The organism is Tateyamaria sp. (assembly GCF_059783535.1).
On the sequence record NZ_JBYNDP010000060.1, the window covers coordinates 1 to 23,221 of the forward strand.

19 protein-coding genes are annotated in these 23,221 nt (G+C 60.3%); 6 read left to right on the forward strand and 13 right to left on the reverse strand.

The features are described 5' to 3' along the window. Both AC6RA8_RS12625 and AC6RA8_RS12630 read right to left on the reverse strand, forming a co-directional pair. Positions 1-2,282 (reverse strand): efflux RND transporter permease subunit (locus tag AC6RA8_RS12625; protein WP_500353101.1); only part of this gene is annotated, 2,282 nt, incomplete at its 3' end. Next, positions 2,282-3,448 (reverse strand): efflux RND transporter periplasmic adaptor subunit, encoded by a 1,167-nt coding sequence (locus tag AC6RA8_RS12630; protein WP_500353102.1) that lies wholly within the window; start codon positions 3,446-3,448, stop codon positions 2,282-2,284. The genes AC6RA8_RS12625 and AC6RA8_RS12630, both read right to left, overlap by 1 nt. 96 nt (positions 3,449-3,544) lie before the next feature. Between AC6RA8_RS12630 and AC6RA8_RS12635 the strand changes: the two genes are divergently transcribed. Continuing rightward, positions 3,545-4,156, forward strand: a complete 612-nt coding sequence (locus AC6RA8_RS12635) for a TetR/AcrR family transcriptional regulator (RefSeq protein WP_500353103.1) — start codon at positions 3,545-3,547, stop codon at positions 4,154-4,156. On the opposite strand, the gene AC6RA8_RS12640 is transcribed toward AC6RA8_RS12635, so the two are convergent. The 5 genes from AC6RA8_RS12640 to AC6RA8_RS12660 all read right to left on the reverse strand — a co-directional run bounded on the left by AC6RA8_RS12640 (position 4,153) and on the right by AC6RA8_RS12660 (position 14,597). Beyond that, positions 4,153-5,166, reverse strand: a complete 1,014-nt coding sequence (locus AC6RA8_RS12640; RefSeq protein ID WP_500353104.1) for an AbrB family transcriptional regulator — start codon at positions 5,164-5,166, stop codon at positions 4,153-4,155. The genes AC6RA8_RS12635 and AC6RA8_RS12640 overlap by 4 nt on opposite strands. After that, complete coding sequence (locus AC6RA8_RS12645) at positions 5,163-5,798, reverse strand: GntR family transcriptional regulator (protein ID WP_189371061.1); 636 nt, start codon at positions 5,796-5,798, stop codon at positions 5,163-5,165. The genes AC6RA8_RS12640 and AC6RA8_RS12645 overlap by 4 nt, the downstream gene beginning before the upstream one ends. Before the next feature lie 72 nt (positions 5,799-5,870). Beyond that, complete coding sequence (locus AC6RA8_RS12650; RefSeq protein WP_500353105.1) at positions 5,871-9,797, reverse strand: translocation/assembly module TamB domain-containing protein; 3,927 nt, start codon at positions 9,795-9,797, stop codon at positions 5,871-5,873. After that, positions 9,797-11,581 (reverse strand): autotransporter assembly complex protein TamA, encoded by a 1,785-nt coding sequence (locus tag AC6RA8_RS12655; RefSeq protein ID WP_500353106.1) that lies wholly within the window; start codon positions 11,579-11,581, stop codon positions 9,797-9,799. The genes AC6RA8_RS12650 and AC6RA8_RS12655 overlap by 1 nt, the downstream gene beginning before the upstream one ends. Positions 11,582-11,672: 91 nt before the next feature. Further along, positions 11,673-14,597 (reverse strand): ABC transporter transmembrane domain-containing protein, encoded by a 2,925-nt coding sequence (locus tag AC6RA8_RS12660; protein ID WP_500353107.1) that lies wholly within the window; start codon positions 14,595-14,597, stop codon positions 11,673-11,675. 237 nt (positions 14,598-14,834) lie between these two features. Here AC6RA8_RS12660 and AC6RA8_RS12665 point away from each other — a divergent pair, with 237 nt between their 5' ends. Then, positions 14,835-15,215: a DUF3307 domain-containing protein gene (locus AC6RA8_RS12665; RefSeq protein ID WP_500353108.1), complete on the forward strand. Its 381-nt coding sequence runs from the start codon at positions 14,835-14,837 to the stop codon at positions 15,213-15,215. A gap of 84 nt (positions 15,216-15,299) precedes the next feature. On the opposite strand, the gene AC6RA8_RS12670 is transcribed toward AC6RA8_RS12665, so the two are convergent. Continuing rightward, on the reverse strand, positions 15,300-16,118 hold the full coding sequence (locus AC6RA8_RS12670) for an alpha/beta hydrolase family protein (protein WP_500353109.1): 819 nt from the start codon (positions 16,116-16,118) through the stop codon (positions 15,300-15,302). A 756-nt stretch (positions 16,119-16,874) separates the two neighbouring features. Here AC6RA8_RS12670 and AC6RA8_RS12675 point away from each other — a divergent pair. Beyond that, positions 16,875-17,246 carry a DUF4345 domain-containing protein gene (locus AC6RA8_RS12675; protein WP_500353110.1) on the forward strand — a complete coding sequence of 124 codons (372 nt, stop codon included), beginning with the start codon at positions 16,875-16,877 and terminating at the stop codon, positions 17,244-17,246. A 90-nt stretch (positions 17,247-17,336) separates the two neighbouring features. Here AC6RA8_RS12675 and AC6RA8_RS12680 read toward each other — a convergent pair whose 3' ends face one another. The 4 genes from AC6RA8_RS12680 to AC6RA8_RS12695 all read right to left on the reverse strand — a co-directional run bounded on the left by AC6RA8_RS12680 (position 17,337) and on the right by AC6RA8_RS12695 (position 20,384). Beyond that, positions 17,337-17,765, reverse strand: coding sequence for a DUF427 domain-containing protein (locus AC6RA8_RS12680; protein WP_500353111.1), 429 nt, complete (start codon positions 17,763-17,765; stop codon positions 17,337-17,339). 38 nt (positions 17,766-17,803) lie between these two features. Beyond that, positions 17,804-18,472, reverse strand: coding sequence for a DNA-3-methyladenine glycosylase I (locus AC6RA8_RS12685; protein ID WP_500353112.1), 669 nt, complete (start codon positions 18,470-18,472; stop codon positions 17,804-17,806). A gap of 81 nt (positions 18,473-18,553) precedes the next feature. Next, a complete protein-coding gene (locus AC6RA8_RS12690; RefSeq protein ID WP_500353113.1) occupies positions 18,554-19,273 on the reverse strand; it encodes a DUF1330 domain-containing protein in 720 nt (239 codons plus the stop codon). Between the two features lie 124 nt (positions 19,274-19,397). Further along, positions 19,398-20,384, reverse strand: a complete 987-nt coding sequence (locus tag AC6RA8_RS12695) for a LysR family transcriptional regulator (RefSeq protein WP_500353114.1) — start codon at positions 20,382-20,384, stop codon at positions 19,398-19,400. A gap of 33 nt (positions 20,385-20,417) precedes the next feature. Between AC6RA8_RS12695 and AC6RA8_RS12700 the strand changes: the two genes are divergently transcribed. Continuing rightward, positions 20,418-21,146 (forward strand): DUF1330 domain-containing protein, encoded by a 729-nt coding sequence (locus tag AC6RA8_RS12700; protein WP_500353115.1) that lies wholly within the window; start codon positions 20,418-20,420, stop codon positions 21,144-21,146. A gap of 79 nt (positions 21,147-21,225) precedes the next feature. Here AC6RA8_RS12700 and AC6RA8_RS12705 read toward each other — a convergent pair whose 3' ends face one another. After that, positions 21,226-22,131, reverse strand: coding sequence for a LysR family transcriptional regulator (locus tag AC6RA8_RS12705; protein WP_500353116.1), 906 nt, complete (start codon positions 22,129-22,131; stop codon positions 21,226-21,228). Positions 22,132-22,228: 97 nt separating this feature from the next. On the opposite strand from AC6RA8_RS12705, the gene AC6RA8_RS12710 reads away from it, so the two are divergent. Beyond that, positions 22,229-22,855, forward strand: a complete 627-nt coding sequence (locus tag AC6RA8_RS12710; protein WP_500353117.1) for a carboxymuconolactone decarboxylase family protein — start codon at positions 22,229-22,231, stop codon at positions 22,853-22,855. Between the two features lie 74 nt (positions 22,856-22,929). Next, positions 22,930-23,169 (forward strand): YgaP family membrane protein, encoded by a 240-nt coding sequence (locus tag AC6RA8_RS12715; protein ID WP_500353118.1) that lies wholly within the window; start codon positions 22,930-22,932, stop codon positions 23,167-23,169. The last annotated feature ends 52 nt before the right edge of the window (positions 23,170-23,221 follow it).

Here is a 23,221-nt window from a genome sequence, read left to right on the forward strand (position 1 = left end):
TGAACCGAGCCGCGCGTGGCGTCGCCCAGACGGACGCGGATGGGAAGCTCTTCGTCCCCTTCGACCATGGAACCGCCCGTGACCCCCTCAAGCCCCGCCTGCAATTGCCCGGCAATCTGGCGCAGGTCGAGGCCGAGGACTTGTACCTGCGCCTCGTTCACCGTGATGACGGCCTTTGGCGCGCCGCCACCAATGGTGCCGCGAGTGACAAGGACAGAGTCAACGCCGGACATGATGCGCCGCACCTCGTCGCCGGTTTCACGCAGGTCCTCCAGGTCTTTGCCCACAAGCCGGATCTCGACCGGGGCATTGACTGGTGGGCCCTGCACCAGACCACGGACAAGGATTTCGGCCTCGGGCGCGGTCAGGGCAAGATCGCCTTGCAGGTCGCGCAGGACAGCTTCGGTCGCCTCTGCCGATTGGGTGGTCAGCAGCGCTTGGGCATGACCTGGCGCGTTTTCGCGGGCGCCCACGATGTTGTAGTAGAAGGCGGGTGCCGAACGTCCGACCGTCCACATCACCTGTTCGATCCTGTCATCTGCGAGCAGCCGATCATTCAGCCGTGCAACGACATCCTGCGTATCGGCAATGCCAGCACCGGGGGCCAGATCGACCTCGATATAGAACTGGTCGCGGTCCACGCCGGGAAAGAATTGTGCCGTGAGTGTTGGCATGGACAGAAAACCAGTGACGGGCAGGACCAGCGCCAGCGCGATGGACCGAACAGGGTTGTTCACGGACCAGCGCAGTGATGCGGCAAAGGCGCGGCTCAATGCGCGGCCCTTCATCCCACCGCGCGTCCCGTTCGCGGGCAGCAGGTGGCCAGCAATGGCCGGCGTCAGCGTGATCGCCACGACAAAGGACCAGCCCAGCATGATCACCACGGCAATGGCGATGGAGCCAACGAAGTCACCGGCGGGACCAGGCAGCAGGATCAGCGGGGTAAAGGACAGCGCCGTGGTCACGGTCGAGGCCAGCAGCGGCGCAAAGAGGCGCTTGACCGATTGGCCCGCCGCCTTGACGCGGCTCATACCTTTTTGAAGCCTTTGTCCAACCTCATCCGTCATCACGATGCCCGCATCGACCAGCAGGCCAAGGGCCACGATCAGGCCGGTCACACTCATCTGGTGGATGGCAAGGCCGATGAAATTCATGGTGAACAGGGTGGCAAGGGTCACGACCGGCAGGATCAGTGCCACGATCATGGCAGACCGCAGCCCAAGGGTCAGCAGCAGCACACCGACCACAAGGCCAACGCCGATCGCCATGTTGAGGCCAACCTCTTGCAAGCGTTGTGCAGTGTAACCGGATTGATCAAATGTCAGGTCCAGCGATACGCCCAAGGGAATGTTGGACTGGTATTCGGCGATCTCTTCGCGAACAAAGGCCGCCCATTTGTCGACTTGCAGCCCGCTTTCCAGCTTGGCGCCCACAAGGATGGCGGGGTTGCCATTGTAGATCGCCAACTCGGCTTCTGGCAGGCGCGGGCCGCGCGTGATCTCGGCCACTTGGGACAGATAGGTGACCGCCCCGGTGTCCGAGCGGCGCACCACGATCTCGCCCAGCCGGTCCAGTGCCTCGACCTCGCCCGCAACAGTGATTAGCAGGTCAGACCCCGCCGGGCGTACACGTCCGGCAGGGCCCTTGGCGTCGGCCTGGGCAATGGCGCGGGAGACGTCACTTGCCGTAAGGCCAAGCGCGGCGGTGGCCACGGGGTCTAGCGTGACCAGCACCTCATCCTCGGGCGCACCGAACAACTCGACAAGTTCGGTGCCGGGGATGTTGCGCAGATCTTGGGCCAGGTCGCGGGCGTAGCGGCCCAGGATCGTTGTGGAAATGCCGGGATCTGCCGAAAGGGCGGCAATGGCGGCAAAAGCGCTGCCGCCTTCGGTGTCAAATTCCGGCTCGAAGGCGTCGGCGGGCAGGGTGGGGGACAGCTCGGCCAGATCGTCGCGGATCTCGGCCCAGACCTGTTCAATACGGTTGTCCGGCACCGTCACGCCCAGCTCGACGCTGACAATGGAAATGCCGGTCGAGGACGTGCTTTCGATCACGTCGACCTCGGACACTTCGCGCAGGATGTCCTCGATCGGTTGCGTGACCAGTGCCTCGACCCGGGCGGGGTCTGCCCCCGGCACCACGGTTGTGACGGTGCCAAAGAGGTTGGTGATTGTGGGGTCTTCCTGCCGTCCGATGGCCAGCAAGGACGACAGGCCCGCCGCGATGATTACCAGAAGGGCAAGGGCGACAAGGCGGGGCTGGCGGAAGGTGAGGGTTTCCATCACTCCGCTCCGACCACGCGCACCCGGTCGCCGGACACAAGGCGGTGGGTGCCATCGGGCACGATCATCGCATCGCCTTGCAGCGTGCCCCGGACAAAGGCCATGCCATCTTCGACCTGCAACACTTCAACAGCAGCAGCCTTGGCGGTGTAAAGGTCATCCTCATCCGGGTTCAGCACCATCACGGTCCACAGGCCGCGCACCCCGTCTTGCAAGGCACGCAGTGGGACCGAATACCCGTTCTGGTCAATCTGGCTGTGCAGCCTCAGCGTGCCCGAGGCGAGGTAGACCGGATCGTCGGTCTCAATCTCGAACAATGCAGTGCGGGTGCGGGTCTGGGCATCAAGGTCGGGCCGGAAGCCAACGAAACGCGCGTCGTAATCCACACCGTCCAAAGTGACCACGGCTGTGGTGTCCTGCACCTTTTGTGCCAGTCTGGGATCAATCCCGACGCGGAAGATCGGGGCCGTCTCCTCGCGAATATCCAGAACGGGCGCGCCCACGGACATAATCGCACCGGGGTCGACATTCCGCGCGCCGATGATCCCGTCGAACGGGGCCAACAGCTCGGTCTGGCTGAGCTGCACTTCTACTTGCGTGATCGCGGCATCCACTTCGGCAATCTGCGCCTGAAGCGCGGCAAGGTTCAGCGCCGTGTTGTCTACGGCCTGATCGGAGGCAAAGCCGCGGTTGCGCAGCTCTTTCTGACGATCCGTGGTGCGACGTGACAGTTCCGCCTGTGCCTCAAGCGCCTCGCGCGAGGCCACAAGGCGGCTGCGTTCAGCCATCAGGATGCGGGTGTCGAGCTTGGCCAGCACCTGGCCTGCTTTGACGCGGTCGCCTTCGTCCACTTCAAGGACGTTCAGGCGACCGCCCTGCTCGAAACTCAGGGCAACGGTTTGTGCGGCCTCGACCTGTCCGTGAAAGGCGCGGGTCACTGTCATACTGTCTGCCGGTGTCACGCGGATCGCCGAAACGGTGCTGATCGGGGCCGGTGGCGGGGCGTCAACCGCGGCGGCGCGGGTGGCCAACGTTGCGCTGCCAATCCAGACCGCACCGGCGGCGATGGCAATGACGGACGCGGTGCCGGTGAGCGTGACGATCCCGCGCACTGTGCGCTTCCAAAGGGGTGGTTTCGGTGTATCCTTGTCGCGATCATTAGGCATGTTGCCACTCCTTGACAGGAAGTAAGAGGTGCTTACTTATGGTAACAGACATATGTAATAGCCACTTACTTTGGCAAGGGAGAAAGGCAAAAAAACTTGGAGCAGACCACGGATAAGGCCCCCCGGACCCAGTATCACCACGGTGATCTGCGCGCGCATCTTATTGAAACTGTGCGCATTTTGGTCGAGGAGAAGGGCGCTGACGGGTTTTCGATTTCCGAGGCCGCACGCCGCGCTGGTGTGAGCTCGGCAGCACCCTACAAGCACTTCAACGACCGTGCAGAGATCGTGCGGGAGGTCGCATTGGCGGGAATCGAACGGATGCGCGACCAGATGGATGAGGCGGCCAAGGGGGCATCGGGCGACGATCTGGCGGCCATCACGGCCCTCGGAATGCTCTACGCCAATTTTGCGCGGACCGAGCCCGGGGTGTTCCGGTTGATGTTCGGTCTGACCAAGGGGCATGGCCAAGACCCCGAGCTAATGGAGAAGGGGAATGGCTGTTTCGAGATCGTGAAACGCGAAGTGCGTGCGGTCATGCCGGAAGGCACACCCGACGCCGAGATCGAGCGGCGAAGCTTGATGTTGCACATGTTCGTGCACGGTCACGCCTTTCTGGAGATTGACGGCAAGCATGATGTGGAGCTGACAGACGCACAGGAAGCCATGATCATGGCCGACATCTCGCGCCGCATCATCCGCGACTAACGGAAGATCCGGGCAAAGAGCGGAGCACCGAGGATCACCACGAAGATACGCAAGACGTGGTGCGCAATGACAAAGGCGACGTCGGCCCCGACAATCAGAGCCAGCACCGTCAGTTCCGCCTGCCCGCCGGGGGCAAAGGCCAGCAGGGCCTCCATCCCCGGGGCAAGACCGGCGGCATAGACGCCTTCAAAAAAGATGATCGTCAGCACGATCAGGATACCGCAGAAGCCCAGCCCCGCTGTCAGGTCACGGCGGATTTCTGTCATGGTGATGCCAGTGTATTTCACGCCCACGGTTGTCCCGATAAAGAATTGGGCAGCCCAGATCGCTTCGGCCGGGGGGCGATGTTGCAACAGGCCCGCAAGGGCCATGGCCGCTGCCACGATCAGCGGCCCAAGGATCGACGCGCCGAACATGCCAAGCGCCTTGGCCCCGCGCCATCCCACAAGGGCCGCCACTACCATCAATCCCAACTGCGTGGGAGCCAATGTCGCCGCTGGCACGCCCGGCGGGTTGCTCAGGTCCGCGTCCCAAACCCCGCGCAGGATAAAGGGCAGGGCGACAACAATCACCAGTACCCGCGTTGCGTGGATCAGCGACAGGGTCCGCGGGTTGCCACCGGCCTCTTCGCCCAACACCAGCATGTCCTGAATGCCGCCGGGCATGGCGCTGTAATAGCTGGTGACAAAATCGAACCCCCAGAGCCTGCGGAAATAGGGTACCCCAATCGCGCCGATGACCATGATCATCACCGGGATCAGCAGCAATGTGGGCCACATGCCCAGCATGGACGCCAGTACAACCGGGGTGATCGTTGCCCCGACGGCGACACCCAGCACGGTACGCATGCCTTCGTTGATCAGGGGCGTTCCTGTCATGCGCACGCCCGCCAGAGCGCTGATCAGACAGGCAAAGATGGGTCCCAAGAGCCATGGCAGGGGCAGCGAAAGCCAATGAAACAGCGCAACACCCAGCCCGGCAATCGCAAAGGTCATGGCAACCCGGATCACCGGGCCAGCACCTTCAACCGATACCGCAGCGAGGTTTGCAAATGCGCCTCTGCCGCTTCGCCCGCCGCTGCGCTGTCCCCGGCGGCGATGGCCGTCAGGATGTCGTCATGCTGTGCTGTCACAACCTCGATCCGCTGCTTGTCTGCCAGTGTGGTCGGCCCCATCAGCATCAGGGCATTGTTCAACGCACGCGCCGCATCCAGCAGAAACCGGTTGCGCGTGGCAAGATAGATGCCCCGGTGAAAGTCCTGATTCAGTGCCGCAGCCTCTGCCGGGCTGCTCTTGGACATGGTGCTGTTCAGATCGCGCAGGGCGTCAATCTCGGCGGCGGCTGCGTGTTTGGCCGCCATCTCGGCGGCAGTGCGCTCCAGCACGATCCGCATCTCGTAGAGTTCCACCAGTTCAGAGTGGCTCAGCTGCCGGATAACGGCACCCATCCGGGGGCGATGCTCCACGATACCGTCCGCCTCCAGCCGCCGCAGCGCCTCACGAACCGGTGTGCGGGACAGGTTCAGCCGGTCGGCCACATCGGTTTCGCGCAGACGGTCGCCCGGTGCAAATTCACCCGTGCGGATCGCAGCCAGCAACTGGGCATAGGCCGTTTCGCCCTGGGACATATCTCGATCGGTCATCGCGCACCTTAATCATGTATCCATTTGGATACAATGTGGGGGTGCGAGACACCAGCGCCAAATGAAACTGGGTCAGTAATCCCGTTCGATGAAGATACCGATGCCAGTATTGGCGTCTGCACCCAAGGTGCCGCGCGCCGTGATGTTGGGCGTCAGATCGATGTTCAGCGACACCTCCGGCCCCTCCGCACCACCCACAGTGACATCGGTATAGACGTTCTCCGAGATATACCTGCCGGCCCGCACAGCCGTGTTTCCCTCTTCGTCCGAGGTGACATCAAGGTCGTCCAACCCAAACGAGCCACGCAGCCGCGACACGATCCCTTCGCCGCCCTGACCGGCAAGGGCTGCCACGGCGCTGGCCAGTTGCAATGCCTGAAAGGCCGAGAGCTGCGTGATGTCTCGACCAAAAAAGATCTGGGCCAGAACCTGATCCTGTGGCGCGTCCGGCGTGGATTCAAACGTCACTTCCGGATCATCAGCGGGCCCTTCAACAACGATGCGTGCAGAGCCCGCCGACGTCGGTGTTTCGGCTACCAATCGCAAAAGCGGTTCAAACCGGCCTTGCAGGGCGACGCGACCCTCGGTCAACTCGAACCGCTTGGTCAGAACGTCGATGCGCCCCCGGATCAGGTTAAATTGCCCGGTCGAAATCATGTCGGCTGTTGTGCCGCTCAGCCGCAATTGCCCGCCCATCTCGGCGTCAATGCCGCGCCCCCGGACAAAGATGCGGTTGGGTGCGTTGATCTGGATGTCCAGCGGATAGGCGGAGCCTGTCGTGGTTTCGCTGTTCGTCTTTACAAGGCCAGCCCGTTCGCGTGTGCGCATGACGGGGCGCGTGGCACCGATATGGGTAATGTCGGGCACGGCCCCGAACGTTGAAATACCGCTGGACGGCACGCGCACGTCAGTTTCGCCCAGATTGATCTGGCCGGAAATCGAGGCACCCCCGGTCAGCGGCCCGCGCAGTGCGACCTGCCCATCAACAGTCGTGTTGTAGAGTTGCGGATCGCGCAAGGTCACTGCGTTCAGCGATACATCCAGCTGTGCCGGGTAGTTGCCGGTCAGCGTGATTGGACCGGAAATGCCAATGCTGCCGCCCTCTGAAATGGCACCGGTGAAATTCAGAACGGCCTGTCCGCCCGACAGGCGCGCAGCCCCCGACAAGTCGGACACAGAGACGGGCAGGCTGGGGGTGGCCAGTTGCGCGCCTTGTGTTGAGATTTGACCGGAGACGGAGCCGAGCGCGGGGGGGCCGTTGACGCTCAGATCAAAGTCGGCAGTTCCGATGATGGTGCGGGGTGCGATGAACGGGTTGGCAAGGCCAAGCTGCACTTGCCCGCGTGTGGCAAGGTCCAGCGTGCCATCCCCGCGCACCCGACCGGTTGCGGTGGCCGTGGCGCCGGACGGGCCTGCAATGCGGGCGATGATGTCATAATCCGCCCCGTCCTGTTGGGCTGTGCCGTTCACCGTCATGCTGCCCGCCAGCCCGGGCACAAGCGGGGCCACGTTCGGCAAGGTCAGCGCATAGCCCGCGCCCAAAACACCGTCCAGCAGGCTAGCACTGACCCGACCCGAACTGCTGTAGGGACCGGCGACGTCCGTCACGACCTCCCACCCCTCAGAGGTTTGCGACAGGGTGCCATCCAGCGCCAGCGGCCCGTTCACACCGGGCGCCACGGCCCCGACATCGGGCAGGCGCAGGTCGAAATCCGAGGTCAAACTGTCCGCATATGTGCCCGAGATTGTCCCGGCGCTCTCATAGGGTCCGGTCACAGCGGCGTCGAAGGTCCACCCCTCGGCGGTTTGCGCCACATCACCGTTCAGCGTTGCACCACCGGGCATGCCGGGGGCAAAGGCGTTGATCGTCGGAACAGCCACATCATAGCGGGCGGTGACGTTTGTTCCGTCAAACTGCCCCGTGACCTCGGCTCGTGTCTGCGCAGGGCCTTCGATCATGCTGTTGAACTGCCACACGCTGTCGGCTTGCCGGGCTGTCGCCGTCAGTTCTGCACCATCCTCGATCTGTGGAACGAGGGGCGACAAGTCTCCCACCGCCGCCTCAAGCGTAATTTCGGTGCTATCGGGCGCAACCCGGGCCGTACCGGTCGCCGTGCTGTTCAACGGCCCGGTCAGAGCGGCTGAAATATCCCAGATATCGCCCATCTGGGTGGCTGTTCCGTCCACGGTCAAGGGGCCGTCTACCGCCTCGGTCACCTGTCCGACATCCGCCACGGCCGCATTGAACAGCGCGACCGAGCCGCCGGTGCGGAGGTCTGCCGACGCGGTCAGGTCAAGTGCAGGGTTCTCCAATGTCAGCCGATCGACGAATGTGCCGGTGGTGTCGCGACGCGCGGCAAGGATCAGGTCGGTCTGCCCCGCCAGCAACGTATCGGACTGCGCGATGCCAAGGGCCAACTCTCGCGTCTGCCCCCGCACCTCGATGTCAAAAAAGCCACCCAGGGCCGCCGTCCCGGACAGGGCCAGGTCGCCGGCCCCCGACAGGTCCAGCCCTGCGAGGTCGGCAAAGGCGGACAGGTCCTGTGTCACAAGGGCTGTATCGAATGTCGTCTCGAACCCCTCGTCAAACCCGCTGACCTCTGCCTGACCCGTCAGCGCCCACGCGGCACTGGCGAGTGTCAGGTTTGTCAGCGCCAGCGGGGCATCGTCGGCATAGGCAATGTCGAACCCGCCGGACAGAGCAGAGCCAACGGCTTGCGCCAAACCCGGATCGTTCAGAGCCACACCATTGGCATCCACGTTCAGGCGGCCCGCAAGCGCACCGATTGTGCCCACTGCACCGCTCAGTGTTCCGTCAAAATCCAATGTGATCTGATCCACCGCGGCATCGGGCTGCTCAAGCCCCGTGGCACCGATGCGCGCGACCAACGCATCGCTCTGATCCGCATCGAAATCGACGGCAATGGAGGCACCGGTTAGGCGTGCGTCACCGGGCAGGCGCAATGGCTCCCCATCCGGGTCGGCGAGCGTGCCTTCGATATCCAGCAAGGTCGGCCATGCATCGCTGTTCAAATCCGCCCGGCCCGACAATTGCAATGCGCGGGTGTCCAGAGAAAACGCCTCCAGAGACAACGCACCATCCGCATCGCTGCTGCCACGCGCGGTCAGCGCCACATCTGTTCCGAAGAAGGCGCGGTATTCCTGCAGGAACAGGGCCGACACATCCCCGTCCAGTGCGGCATCAAAGACCATCGGCCCGTCTGCTTCGCCCTGCAATGCCAGCGCGCCGGTCAGACGCTGTGTGTCGTCGGTGCGCAAATCCAAAGTTGCGCCAAAATCGCTTAACACTCCTGCGCCCGAGACTGTCAGATCAACGCTGGGGCGGTCGGGAATGTTCAACATGCCCGAAACCAGCCCACCCGCGCCCTCGCGCAATCGCAGATCAAGGGACAGGTCGCGAGTGTCATTTGCGTAGGCCGCCGTGACATCGAACACCCCGAGATCCACATCGGTGCGGGTCGCAGTGATGCGCGTGTTGCCTGCGCCATCTGCCAACGTCGCCGCGCCGGTGACGGATAGCGTGGCCGGGTCACCCAGCACAGGCGCTCCCAGCACAACCTCGGCCAGATCAAGCTGTGCGATGCTGATCGACGCCGGCAGGTCCGGCAGGGCAAAGGGGGTCGCCTCGGGCGCGGGCAAGTCGCCGCCCGGGGCGGCAACGGGCATGCGCGGCAGCTCAATGCGGCCCGCGCGCAACTCCTGAATGTCGATGGCGGCCCGGAACAATGCGCGGCGGTTCCACTGCATCGCCACGTCTTCCAGCGTCAGCCAAATGCCCTGATCGTCGGCAATCGTGATGCGCTCGATCGTGGCGCGACTGCTCAGCGCGCCAGCAAAGCCGTCAATGCGCACGATGCGTCCTTCACCGCCCAGGCTGTTTTCGAGCAGCCCAACCAAAAATCCGCGATCCTCATCATCGTCCTGCGCCAGCGCGATGGCGGGCCAGATCAGGATCAGGAAAATCGCCACATATCGCATCAGAAGGCCTGCCCAATTCCGATATACAGCTCCACCCCGGAACTGTCGCCCGGCCCTGAACCGGGGACAGCCACATCCAGTCGAATGGGACCGATCCCAGTGTCATAACGGATGCCCGCGCCAAACCCGGTGTGCCATTCGCCTGACCCGTCGATAAAGCTCTCGGGCCCGACATAGCCTGCGTCATAGAACCCCACGACCGAGAACCTGTCGCCCGTCTTGACGCGCAATTCACCCGATATCCCGGCAAAAGCACGACCTCCGATGGTCACGCCCGGGCTCAGGTCCACGCCAAGGGATTGGTAGTCCTGACCGCGCACCGTCCCGCTGCCGCCGGAAAAGAACAGGAAGTCGGCAGGCGCTTCTTCGATGGACGGACCGGCCACCGAACCCAACAGCCCGCGCACGGCAAAAACAACCCGGTCACCCAGCTTGCGATAAGTACGCACGTCGAGGGTGGACAGTACGCCCTCGCTGGTGCCCTCGATGTTCACGAATGGCTGCACCGAGGCCTCTGCATAGTAACCGCGCGTCGGGTTCAAGGGATCGTCACGCCGGTCGAACTTGGCCTTGAAGGGCAAGGTGAGGATCGTGTAGTCCCGCTCGCCCAGATCATCACGTGTTTCAGCCCGTCGCAGCCCAAGGCCGTAGTCGTACTCGCGGTCCTCGCTCGCAAAATAGGTGGTACTGAACTCAAGTCGCGCGGTGCGGGAAAACAGGTTTGGGTCATCGCGCTGTTCAATCTCGGCCAGCAATTGCGCCTCAAGGTCGGTGCGCCACGTGGCAGGGCGGGACAGTTGCGCGCCCAGACGGAAATCAATGCCGTCTGTATCGCCGCCAACGCCACTGATCTCTCCGTCGATCTGCAAGCGTTCAGCCCCACCAAAAATATTGCGATGCAGCCAGAGCGCACTGACGCTGAAGCCATCGGTGGTGCCGTATTCAGCGCCAAAGCTGTAGCGGCGGGGCAATCGGTCGGCGATCTGCGCGGTCACATCCAACGTGCCGTCGGGGTTGGCCGTTTCCGCTTCGACCAGTGTGGCGGAGGCAAAGGTGCCGGTGCGCCGCAGCCGGGTTTCGACCTTATCGAGGGTATCGGGATCAAACACCTCGCCGCTGGGCCAGCCCGCAATCTCGCGGATGCGCTTTTCACGCACGGCGCTGTCGCCCTCCAGATCCAGCCGCCCCAGACGCAGGCGCGGGCCAGGGTCCAGCCGGACATCGGCGTTCAGCTGGCCTGCCGGGTGGTTGGCTGTGATCTGCTGACCGCTGACAGAGGCCTTGGCGTGACCCTCCTGCCGCCAGCCTTCGATGCCTGCACTGGTGGCGTCCCGCAGGGCGGACACGCTTGCCGTCTCTCCACTTTGCACTTGCGGGGAAGGGGTGGTGCCGGGGGCCAATGGACGCACGGTAACCGAGCCAAAGCTAAACACCTTGCCGGGGTCCACGGTCACAATCACGGTGCCGACGCTTTGCGGGGCCGATATGGGCGACAGACCCGCCGCCTCTTGCCCGTCGACCGTGATCGAAATGGTGGGGCCGAAATATCCTCGGTCATAAAGTAGTGCGATCAGCCGGGCATAATCGGCCTGCGCCGCGCTGATAACGTCGATGGAGCGAACATCGCCTTCTTCGTCCTGTAATCCGGCGGTCAGGGACGCCGCGCGCAGATCCTCGGTAAGCGCCTCGGGCGCGCGCAAGACCACGTCCAGAGCCCAGGAAGGGGCCGATAGGCCAAGGCTGACCCCGCAAACCGCCAAAAACCGGCAGGTAGTCCGATACATCGCAGTACTCCGCCGCGCGCAGCACGCGGCCTTACATAACTGTGCATGCCAAATCTGCGGCCAAGGTTCCAGCGCATTGATGCCTGCGCTGTCAGGTTTTGACGTAACCGGCAACAACTTGCAGCAGGCGGAAGGCGGTTGCTGCGTCGTTTTCCACCACGGCCATGAATTCTTCCTCGCCAATGCGCAGGCAGGTCAGCTCGCTCTTGGCCCGCATATCAAGGGCGCGGGGTTCGCTGCGGATCAGGCCCAACTCACCCACAAGGGCACCGGCGCCCACAGTAGCAATCAATGTGTCCTCAGCCCCATCCTGCGGCAGCAGCAGATCGGCCTCTCCGTCGATGACCATATACGCCCCATCGGTCGGGTCATCGTTCTTGTGGAACACGTATTCGCCGGGATGCGCCGAGTACCAGCGCGCTCCGAAGGCCAACAAGCGCAGCTGCTTGCGCTTGAGGCCTGCGAACATGGGCGCCTGCCGCAATGCCTCGACCTTGCGGGCAAGGTCGGCGCTTGCGTCCGTCCCTGCTTCCATCCGCTCTCCCTCGGCGCCCTGCAACCGGCCCTGTACGATCTCGACATGGGCATCGAAGGCATCTTCGTCCTCGAAAGACGCGCCCAACACGATCAACGCCGCATCGGGCAATAGAGTGCGCAGGTTGCGGAACAGGGCGGCGCGTGTGTCCTCGCCGTAACTGGCCATCGGCTCATCGAGGATCAGAATGTCGGGCCGCTTGATCGTGGCGCGGCTGATCGACAATGGCTCGGCAAACAGGGCGGGCAGATTGGCGCCGCCCAAAGCGATCGGCACGTCAAAGACCAGTTCCAAAACCAACTGGTTCGCACCCGCCTCGGTCAGCGCCTCAACCACAATGCGGCGCAGATCATCGGCCCGCGCGCCAGCACTGTCGGACACCTTGCCATACAGCGCGTTTTCCAGAACCGACAAGCCGTGCACATGGGCATCGGGCTCGATCGGCACAAAGATGTTTTTCATCTGCTGGCGCAGCTCCGCCCCATGCTCGACCCGCATCTTCAACACCTGGGCCTGTACATCTGCGGGAAAGGCGGCGGCGACCTGTTCGGCAGTGATGTTGCTGGGCACGCTCAAAAGCAGGGCCAGTTCCTTGTCGGTGATGTCGGACCCGGCAGGTTTGCGGTCCACAAGCTCAAGCGCGGTTTCGTAAATCTCGACCTCAAGCCCCAGCTTGCGGAACAACGGGTGGTCCGTGCCGTTTGGACCAAAGGTCTGGCGCAGCATCTCAAGGATGTTGCGTGCCATCATTTCAAGATTCGAGGCCAGAGACAGATCGTGCAACAGGCGCAGGAACTCGATCTCGGCCTCGATCAATTCTGGGCCGATAACTTCACGCGGGGTGGCAAACAGTACGTTCTCACCAACCGGCAAGGCCGGGTTGTAGGTGTCGGGATCAAACCGGTGTACATATCGGTCCAGTCCGGCCTCCGCGACGGCTGCCGCCACCTTCGGGCGCAGATCGATCAGCGCCTTTGCCAGCTGTGGATGCTCCTTTTCATCAAAGGTCTGGTCCATGGTCCGACGGGTCAGCGCATCGCCCGACCCGCTGCCGTCAATCAGCGTGTACCACCACGTCCGCAGCGCGCCCTTGTCGGGAACGCCCGCAATGGTCGGGTCCAGCCATTTGCCATCCAACATATCCGGCGTGTTGCCGGCCCGGATCGCCTCGCGCTTGAAATCCGTTTCTTCGCTTGCGGCTGTGGGGGCCAGACGCATGGGCATCATCACGTTCTGACCATAGCTGCCTTGAAACATGATGGGGCGCGAATTGGCATGGCCGACGCGCTTGGCAATCGCCGTCTGGTGCAGCGCGCGGATGTCGTGGCCGGATACAGTAACCGTCCCGCTGGTCGGCAGCGTTTCCCGCGTCAGCACCTCGGCCAGGGCGCGCCGGTCCTCGTCATTGGGGGCCGTGATGGCAAGGCTTGTCCCCGCGGGGACAGTCAAAGAGATGTCTTCGAGCACCGCATTGCCATCGCCATCAGTGACCGTTACGTGATCCAGAACGATGTCCCCGGTCAGGCGTGGCGTGTCGGGGGCAGGGCCATAGAACAGATCGTCATCAATCATGCCAGCGGGCGCAAAGCGCTCGGTGATCGTCTCCCAGCGCAGGGACATGTCGGCCACCTGGTTGTAGTAGGCCAGCAACTCCTTCCACGGGCTCGACAGGTCCTTGTAGGCTGCCAAGGCCGCGACCAGGGCCCCGATTGTCACGTCGCCCTGGATCACCAGATAGCCCCCGATGGAAAAGAAAAAGAACGGGGTGAGCTGGGTGATGAAGTTGTTGAGAAACTTCATGAAGAATTTCTTCTGGTAGATCTCGAACCGGATGGCAAAAAGGTTGCCCAGCCGGTTCCCGATCATCGCCATGCGAAAACGCCAACCGCCGTTGACGCGCAAGGTGCCCGCACCGGCCGCGCCTTCACCGATCTCGGCAGCGAGCGCACGGACCTGGATAACGCGCTTCTTGTTCAGCAGGTTGATCTGGCGTTGCAGCTTGGGGATCAGCCAGGCCTGTAGCGGGATCAGGGCGATGGCGGCAAAGCCGAAGGCCACGGACTGGAAGAACAGAAAGCCAAGGATCGTCAGCATCTGCCCGGCCTGCAGCACGGGCTGGGCAATGGCGTCGCCCATCAGCCCGCCCATCGGCTCGCTTTCAGCGGTGACCATGCTGACCAGCTCACCCTGGCTGGTGCGCTCGAAGTATGGCTGCGGGAACCGCAGGATGCGGGCAATCAGGGTATAGCGAAAACGGCGCAACAGACGTTCGGCCAGCACACCTTTCATCGTGTTGATCCGCATCTTGAGCAGGCCGTGGCACAAAACAGCCACGAGGAACCCGCCACACAACATCATCAGATAGGTGATCTGCTCGAACTCGTACCCATAGGCAGAGACGGTTGGGGATCCGGACCCGATGGCGTCATTGATGATCTGCTTGGGCAGTTCCAGCGTCAGGTAGAGCAGCGGAAACAGCATCAGCGTCACCACCAACAGGATCAGCTGATCGCGTTTCGAATAGGTCCAGATAAATCCAAAGAGGGAGCGTTCTATGATGCTTGTCCACGTCGTGAAGGGGCGGGAATTGCGCCCAGCATCAGCCTAACAACGGCAATCACGGGAAATCAATGGCGCGTCAGCATACGGTACGGCATGGATTGCGACAAAACACATCGCGGCCTAGGGTGAAGGCAGAGGAAACGCGAAAGGCACACTTTGACCGACACAGTTACCTTTGCTTTGGTCCTGCTGTTCCTGCTGCAGGCAAAGCACCTGTTTGCCGACTTCTACATGCAAACGCCAAGGATGCTGGCGAACCGCGGGCGCTACCTGCATGTGGGGCGGCTGCAACATGCCGGGTTGCATGGGGTTGGGTCACTGGTTGCAATGGTGCTGGTTGGTGTGCCTGTGGCCTGGGCACTGATCGTGGCGCTGGTCGAGTGGGCTGTGCATTTCCACATAGACTGGGGCAAGGGCCGCTGGTCGGAACATACGGGCCATGGCCCCGACCAGGGCGGGTTCTGGCGCGCCTTCGGGCTGGATCAAGCGCTGCACCAGTGGACCTACCTGGTCATGGTCTGGGCCGTATTGCCTTGAATTTCAACAACGCGGGACATTGCTGCCGGTTCTGAACTGTTTCCTAAGGTCTGCCTCGAGTGTCTACGACGTACTCTTGCCCCATCAATGACGCGACAACCAACTCCAAGCGTCAGCGGCAATTAATGGGCCACCAGCATAGAACCAATGGGTGTGTTGGGGAATAATTTGAAGATCAACGTTGTGTCCCCGCTCGGCCATTCCTGTTGCCACGGTACGCGCTGAATCGGGTTTGAAAATATGTTCGCGCGTACCGATGTAGTATCGCAGCGGTTTCGGTTCGGCAGGTATTATTGCCTGCGCGGGGTCCGCAAAACCCGCGTGTATCGCTGCGGCGCGCCAGGGTCCATTGGCTTCGTTCAGAAGGCGCTGAGCATATGCGCCACCATTGGAATGGCCAAATAGATAAATGGGTTTTTGACTGGGGGAGAGGGGCTGAACAGCCTCGTTCAAGATTCGATGGACAATAGCTGGTTCAGTCTTGTCCTGAGGCCAGTTGTTCATATGACCATCCAGCGCGATGAGACGCAACTTGTGCTCGTCCGCCACGACCCGCCACATATCAATCATAGACAACCCGTTTCTACCTGCCCCATGAAACAGGAGAAGGGTGGCGATCGGTTCGGCGCCGGATTCTGGCATGTAAAGGTGCCACCGCCGTCCGTCAGTTACCAATGTCTTGGCAATCTGGCTCAGATCCTTAGGCACATCATACTCGACTGGCTCAATTGGAGGAACGAAAAGATCTGGCCGATCCTCCATACGCACCAGCCCTGTTTGAGACGGGGTATTCATCGCCGGCATTTGGAAGGATGCATCATCGGATGCTAAAAAACCGTTGGGTCCAAAACCTACGTAAGACACTACAGGAAATGCAAAAATCAAAACCAGCACTCGCATCATGCCTGTACCTCATTTCAGCAAAAAGCCTTCTTGCGAAATCAGTTGCACAAACATGAGACGAAAATGCGGCCACACGTCGGTCGGACATTCAAGTACGGCACAGCATCCGACCCTTTGGCCTCCGTTGAGACCTTCGCCGCGCTCTGAGCAGAGGTTTGCTCAACGTCGTTCAAGTCTCAAAATATGATACTCATCTTCGAGGGACATTTACGTCTTGCAGCGCGTCATAAAAACCATCCCGTAATCTTGATTGTACTAAAATCGTCTGGAGGCTATCGGACACGCAGCCGCATGTGTCGATCGACGGTTTGTCAAATGGTTCTGACATCCAGTTACCTCATAGGTATGTATTCAACTATCGCCAGTTTGGCCTCAAGTCGAAGCCGTGTCTCTTGCCAATACCTACAGGAAAGACGCTTTAAACCGCTCGTGGATGTTGTCACCTTCCTGCAGTTCTGCGTTGCATTCAAGACGGGCGGAAAGCTGGTCACCGGCCCCGGACGTACAACTGTAAGACCAGCTTTTGAGCCGACAGTCGACACTTTCAGCTGCACCCGCAAGATCGATGGCAAGTGTCGCACTGCGTGGAGGCAGCAAGCACAAAGGCTCGATAACTGGCATCAGCCCGATTTCCCGCGTGTCTGGCTCAACTGGGTCGGCGCCTTCTTGGGCAATAACATGCAGTGTGAAGTATGCACAAGCGCAGACGACGTTGCGGCAACGGCCAAAACTCTTTCGAGTTAAGTGCGGCTGAATATGAAACGCACTCTTCAAAGCATCTTGGTAATCCTGGCCCTCATTCCGCTTGGCTTCGGCGCGGCGAATCTGATTTTCGGAGCTGAGCGGTTCCTGCCCAGTGGCGATGTGACAGCCGCTGTGGACAGCCAGCTTCGCTTTCAGTCAGCTTGGTATCTTGGCCTCGCGGCGATCATCCTGTGGATCGTGCCGAGGATCGAGCAGGAGACCGCTCTTTTCAGAATCATAATCCTGAGCCTCTTCATCGGCGGGCTTGCCCGCGCGTGGTCGTGGCATACGCTTGGCGCCCCATCGGTGGGCATGCAGTTTGGTATGTATCTGGAACTTGCATTGCCGCTTCTGTTGCCACTTCAAGCCAGATTGGCGCGATAGTCACAGAGCTCACTGTCAGACGCCCAAATCAAAAGAGAGACCGCGTTCCCAATTGGAACGCGGCCTCTGTTCTTGGGTTAATGGAAAGGTTCAGGGAGCCGTTTCGATGATGGTGACCAACGATGGTTCGAATGCAATCAGCCCATTCAAGCCCTCGGCAAAGTCAAAAGTTCGCTCGTAGCTCCAAGCGATCTTAGTGGCGAGCAGAGTCTGGTCGTCTCCCAACAGGTTGAAATATGTTGCGTCTCCCTTGAGCGGGCAGTGCGTTTGCCGAGCATCAGACACGACCAATGGACCGACGACCGCGTCTTTGGGAAAGTAAATCATGGGGTCGTAGAGATCATAACCCATTTCCAGCACACGGATTGCAGAAGTGCTCACGGCCAGCAGTTTCCCGTCAAATTGCGCTTGGACACGCCGGGAAATTGGTTTCAGCTTCATCAAGTGCCGACCATCAGCCGGATTGTGGATGGTGTTTTCGGCCATTGTAACTGAAGACGGGTCAAACTCGACATTCATGGCGCTTGCCTCCTTGCACTATTGAGTAAGCAGATGGGTCAACCACAGCTGGTTGCCATAATGCGGCTGGTCTCCTTCAACGACCGTCCGGATTGTTCCGACCATTCGTTAATGGCGGACTGGACCGACCTCATCGCAGATTTCGAAGTGGGGGCCTTTTCGATGACACCCTCGGCAATGAGCCGCCCGGTGACGTCTTTGGACAGGATGTATCCGTCCACGCCCATGGCGCGCAGAAAATATTGCCCTGTCGTTCCACCCAGGCGATTGGCGTTCTTCTTCAAAGTTTCAAGAAGCCCTGCGAAGTCGTCATTGGGCCAGCTCGCAACGAACTGCCCAAAGCTGCCGTGTTCAGCGGCGATCTCTTGAATGTAGACTGCGTTTCTCTGCACCGACTGAATCTTCTGTGGATAGCGGACAATGGATGTGTCTTTGCAAAGCTCATCAAAGCGGTCGTCGCTCATCATGGCGTTGCGGCCGATGTCGAAGCCAGCAAACGCAGTCTCGAAGCCGGGCCACATACGATCGACGACTTTCCAATTGAAACCAGCGTGGAAAATGGCGCGCGTCATCTCGGCCAGCCACCGGTCATCCGGGATGACGGCAATCTCATCCGACGATTTCGATGACTGAAATCCGTTGAAGACAGCTTGCTCGCTGCCTTTCCGCTCGATGCTGATTGCCAGAATTTCGTCCAAAGTATGCATGTTTCTGTCTCCCTCGTTTTCATAATGTGACGGCGCAAGCCGGGGCGTGTGTGCGCCGCCCCGGCCTGGCTTTGCTGGCAATCAGTTTCCTGGTGATGCAAGGAACAGCGTCAGCTCATCGAAGTTGTGCAACTCATTGCGGCGGTCGAGATGCGTTACAAACTCCGGGTCAGCGAAGAGCGCCTGAAGCCCTGCGGGGTCTTCCACCCGCCACAGGTTCAGTTGAAGCGGCTCTTCTGGGCCACGACCAGCGGCCTTGGCACCGATGGGGAAGGTGGCAATCTTGGTCAGACCATGGCGTTCGGCGATGGGCTCGATGGAGGCCTCGTACTCAGCGCGTTCTTCTGCGCCAAATCCTTCGTTCATCGCAACCAGATCCACCAGGACGGCAGCATCCGTGATTTGGCCTTCATCCTGTGCAGAGCCGCCCATGTAGATGGTCAAGGCACGCATGTTGTGGATCTCATCGCGCTGACCGGTATGCGGCACATACTCGGGGTCTTCCAACACAGCTTGCAACGCGGCAGGGCTGTCCATCTCCCAGATCAGAAGGCGGGAGGCGTTTTCCAGCGCGCCGTCCAGATGAGCATCAAGGTTGTAGCGATGCAACACGGACATACCGTGCCGTTCGGTAACCGGGCGGATGAGTTCTTCATAGTCGATGCGCTCTTGCAGCTCGACGCCGTTGTTGAGGACGACGAAGTCAAGCATGATGGTTTTCTCTTGCGCAAATGCTGCGCCTGGCGCGAGCAGAGCTGCTGCGGCCATGGTCGAGAAGAAGCGGCGGGTCATTGAAAGCATGTGGGTCTCCTTAAGTGCTTCGCATGATGGCGATGGGGAGAACCTAAGGGACTCAAAAACGAACCAAAACAGGCAATAGTGCGGTTGCCTCGTTGCAAAAATGAGCCGCGCGTTCGCTAAGTGATCAGCTTTGAAATCGACCGCGGTCAGTTGCAATCTGGTCGGCGAAATAATCAACAAAAGCGCGCACTCTGGCTGTGTCCCTGAGATCGCTGTGAAGGAGAAGCCACAAAGACCGGTCCTTCTTTGCATCAGCGCCCGGAACACGGACGATGCGATTATCGGCGTCGCCCAGAAACGCCGGTATCCAGATCATGCCAACGCCATTGGCCGCCGCTTCTATCTGCATAAACACTTCAAACAGCGAATGCCTTTGAGGCGCATTTGGGAATGGTGTGGTTTTGATCCAAGATCCGTCGTGGCCCCACCCGAGCCACTCCGCATTGCTGCCATCGCCTATTTCCGGCGCCCCAATTGACTTGAGATAGTCCGGCGAAGCAAACGCAGCAACGGTGTAATCGACGAGACGCCGACCAACCACATTGTCGTCCACACTGTGAGCGGCTCGGATCGAAATGTCGGCTTCGTGTCGTTCCAGATCAGAGATGGCGTTCGTTGCGATTAAATCGACGTCAATCTCGGGAAACTCTTCCGCGAAGCTCGCCAGAATGGGTGCAAAGAATGCACCGGCGAAAGATGGCGGTATGCTCACCGTGATGCGGCCACGCGGGATATTGTCCTGACCATAGAGCTGTCGTTCCATTTCAAGTGTTTGACGTTCGACACGCTCGGCGTGGCCAAGCAGCAGCTCGCCTGCAGACGTTAAACGTAGTCCGGTTCCGGATCGCTCAAAAACCCGAGTTTGCAGCGAATCCTCCAATCGGTCGATGGCTCGCCGGACGGTTGCGTGTCCGCTGTTGAGAACTTCAGAGGCGGCCCTGAAGCTGCCTGCCCGATGCGTGGCAAGGAATACTCTCAACGTGTCCCAATCAAAATCCATCGAGATCCTTTGATTACCAGCCGGATCATTTTTGAACCAGCTATCGCCAATATCTTCACTCGCGCAATCATTTTGTGTCAACCAAATTGGCGTCACCAACCATCGGTGCATTCCCGCGTCAATCCACGATTTGGAGACCTAAACATGACAAAACTCGCATCCCTCGTTGCCGCCACTTCCGTTTCAGCCTTAGCACTGGCCTCAACTGCTCTTGCAGAAAGCCGCACAGAAACCCTTTCCAGCGCCTCGCTCATCACCATCGCGCTTATTGATGCCCATCATGAACACCGGAACGTCTTCATGGACGAGCTGTTCCCGTCGGTGTTGCCTGCCATCGAAGAAGTCGGTGGACGTTTGGTGGCCACTTTTGAGACCATCGACGTTGAGGAAGGTAACTACACTCCGCAACACATCATGCTGCTGGAATGGCCCTCGGTCGAAGCATTCGAGGCTGCTGCAAACGATCCGCGCAACCTGGCCGTCCTGGACCGCCGCACAGAGGCCATGCGCGATTTCACCATCGGCTTCTTCACCATTCCTGAGGATGTGGCCCTGACCCTGGAGGATGGCGTGGTTTATGAGTTCTTTGCCGGCATCCCTGCAGGACCAGAAACACCCAACCAACTGCAAACCTTCTTCCAGAACGTCATTCCGACCGCGTTGGAATATGGCCGTGTCGACGCGATGTTGATGCAACCAGTCGAAAGCGAGCGCAACGGGTATTTCCGCCCGATTGCTGGCCTGGCGACCTGGCCCTCGGCAGCCCACTTCGAGCAATTCACCGAGACAACCGTATTCCGTGAAAACATCGAAGCCTACCGCAACCCGGCCTTCGTAGAACTGGAACTGATCAACACTTACTTTGTCGAGTGACGTTTGGCCCAAGGGTCTTCGGGCCCGACTGACTTGACCAAAGAGGGGACGTTCTCAGCGGCACTGAGAGCGTCCTTTTTCAGTTCTGTACCAGTGTTCCTCCGATGAAGTCGGATTGTACATTGATCGACTCGTGCAAGAACTTGGCAAAGACTCGTACCCGTTCCATGCGACGCAGATCGGGATGCGTCAGAAGCCAACCTGGATAGGAACCGGTGAGTTTTGCACCCGGGACCCGGACAAGACCATTGATGGAATCTCCCATGGAACAGGGGAGTGACGCCATACCCATGCCTTGAACTGCCGCGCGGGCATGGAGGCTGAGATTTGGCATCTTCCATTTGATGGGCGCGTTGGGAAAGTTCGCTTTCCGCGCGCGGAGCGACAAGGGGCCATCTTCGTGCCAGCCGATCCACTCTGGGCTGACTGGCGTGTCCCCATCCCAATGTCGGGAGATGTATTCTGGCGATGCAAACACCGTTTCCCGGAACTCAGGCAAGCGACGACCCACGAGATAGTCATCGGGTTTGTCGGAGAACCGAATGGCCAAGTCTGCATCACGTCGAGAGAGGTCAGCATGTCCATATGTCGAATTCAACTCGATGGTGATGAGTGGGTAGTCCTTTTGAAACTGCTCCAACATTGGCAACAGAATATATTCGGTCACTGGCGGCGGTGCCGTAAGACGAATGTCGCCCTGAAGGCGAATATCGTTCCCGATAACCGACCTTTCCAATTCCATCATTTCAGCTTCGATCTGTTGCGCACGGGCGAGAATGCGCGCTCCTGACGCGTTGGGCACGAACCCGTCTGGCGTTCGATCAAAGAGCTTTGTTCCAAAGCGTTGTTCCATTGCATCCAATCTGCGCGAGATCGTGGAATGACTGACTTTCAGACGTGCTCCGGCTGCCCGGGCAGTCCCACCTCGCTCCAAAGCCAAGAAAATCTGAAGGTCATTCCAATCGTTCTGCATTGCCAATTCCATGGTGCATTTCTGAGCCACACCCAACGCAACATTGGCTGTATCGGTTCGAATTTGATCGACTTACCTTGGCTTTGCAACCTCAAACAGGAGTACGATTATGACCGTCCCCAACGTCACCGAGCGCAACTTCCCAATCCACACAGCTGAGACTGCGCCTGATGCGGCAAAGGAGCCAATCAACTGGTATGTCGAGAATTTCGGCATGGTTCCAAACCTCGCTGGCATCCTCGCCGAAAGCCCCGCATTGCTGACCTCCTACTGGCAAACGCAGAACAATCTGCTGGCCAATGCCGCCCTCACACCACAGGAAATCAACATCGTGCAGACCAGTGTGGCCCATGCCAATGCGTGCCAATATTGCGTCGCGGGTCACACCGCCTTCGGCAAAATGGAAATCTTCGGCAACACCGATGAGCAACTGAATGCCGTCCGGGAGGACAAAGCGTTCGAAGATCCCAAGATGGAAGCGCTGCGCGACTTCACGCTGCTGGTTCTGCGCAACCAGGGCCGGATGGCATCCAGCCAGTTGCAGAGCTTCATCGACGCAGGTTTCTCGCGTCAGGCAGCACTCGATGTGGTCGCCTGCGTCGCCGCCAAGGTGATGTCGAACTACGCCAACCAGATCGCAATGACACCGGTTGACGAAGCCTTCGCGCCACTCACCGCCGGTCTGCCGTACCGTGAAGACCGCGCGGTTCATGCTGCCGCCATAGCTGCGGAATAAGCGCGGCCGGAGCGGGCAGCAGCCCGCTCCCCTTCCACACTCAACCTCACCGAAACTCGAGCAGGGGAACTCCCATGCAGATGTCCCGTCTTTTCACCTACAGCTTTGACCCGAATGTCGGCCCTTATGACCGGGTATTCCGCATCCTCTCTGGGCTCGACCTCGCGATCTTCCCCTTCGTCACCTCCATGGCCGTGCCCATGTGGCTCGCAACCGTTCTGACGGTCTTCGGTCTAGCATGGTTCATGACCGGCGCGGTCAGCCGCTGCGGCATGTACTACATGCTGCGTCTGTCCACCCGGAAGGCTGGGTGAGCGCCATGGCACGTTTCGAAGGAAAATCCGTGATCGTCACAGGCGGCAACAG

Bases quoted from the DNA above. Each gene is read 5' to 3' on its own strand.
- AC6RA8_RS12630 (WP_500353102.1), bottom strand. From the start codon at position 3,448: ATGCCTAATGATCGCGACAAGGATACACCGAAACCACCCCTTTGGAAG.
- AC6RA8_RS12645 (WP_189371061.1), bottom strand. From the start codon at position 5,798: ATGACCGATCGAGATATGTCCCAGGGCGAAACGGCCTATGCCCAGTTG.
- AC6RA8_RS12650 (WP_500353105.1), bottom strand. From the start codon at position 9,797: ATGCGATATGTGGCGATTTTCCTGATCCTGATCTGGCCCGCCATCGCG.
- AC6RA8_RS12655 (WP_500353106.1), bottom strand. From the start codon at position 11,581: ATGTATCGGACTACCTGCCGGTTTTTGGCGGTTTGCGGGGTCAGCCTT.
- AC6RA8_RS12660 (WP_500353107.1), bottom strand. From the start codon at position 14,597: ATGCTGTTTCCGCTGCTCTACCTGACGCTGGAACTGCCCAAGCAGATC.
- AC6RA8_RS12670 (WP_500353109.1), bottom strand. From the start codon at position 16,118: ATGATGCGAGTGCTGGTTTTGATTTTTGCATTTCCTGTAGTGTCTTAC.
- AC6RA8_RS12675 (WP_500353110.1), top strand. From the start codon at position 16,875: ATGAAACGCACTCTTCAAAGCATCTTGGTAATCCTGGCCCTCATTCCG.
- AC6RA8_RS12680 (WP_500353111.1), bottom strand. From the start codon at position 17,765: ATGAATGTCGAGTTTGACCCGTCTTCAGTTACAATGGCCGAAAACACC.
- AC6RA8_RS12685 (WP_500353112.1), bottom strand. From the start codon at position 18,472: ATGCATACTTTGGACGAAATTCTGGCAATCAGCATCGAGCGGAAAGGC.
- AC6RA8_RS12690 (WP_500353113.1), bottom strand. From the start codon at position 19,273: ATGCTTTCAATGACCCGCCGCTTCTTCTCGACCATGGCCGCAGCAGCT.
- AC6RA8_RS12695 (WP_500353114.1), bottom strand. From the start codon at position 20,384: ATGCACCGATGGTTGGTGACGCCAATTTGGTTGACACAAAATGATTGC.
- AC6RA8_RS12700 (WP_500353115.1), top strand. From the start codon at position 20,418: ATGACAAAACTCGCATCCCTCGTTGCCGCCACTTCCGTTTCAGCCTTA.
- AC6RA8_RS12705 (WP_500353116.1), bottom strand. From the start codon at position 22,131: ATGGAATTGGCAATGCAGAACGATTGGAATGACCTTCAGATTTTCTTG.
- AC6RA8_RS12710 (WP_500353117.1), top strand. From the start codon at position 22,229: ATGACCGTCCCCAACGTCACCGAGCGCAACTTCCCAATCCACACAGCT.
- AC6RA8_RS12715 (WP_500353118.1), top strand. From the start codon at position 22,930: ATGCAGATGTCCCGTCTTTTCACCTACAGCTTTGACCCGAATGTCGGC.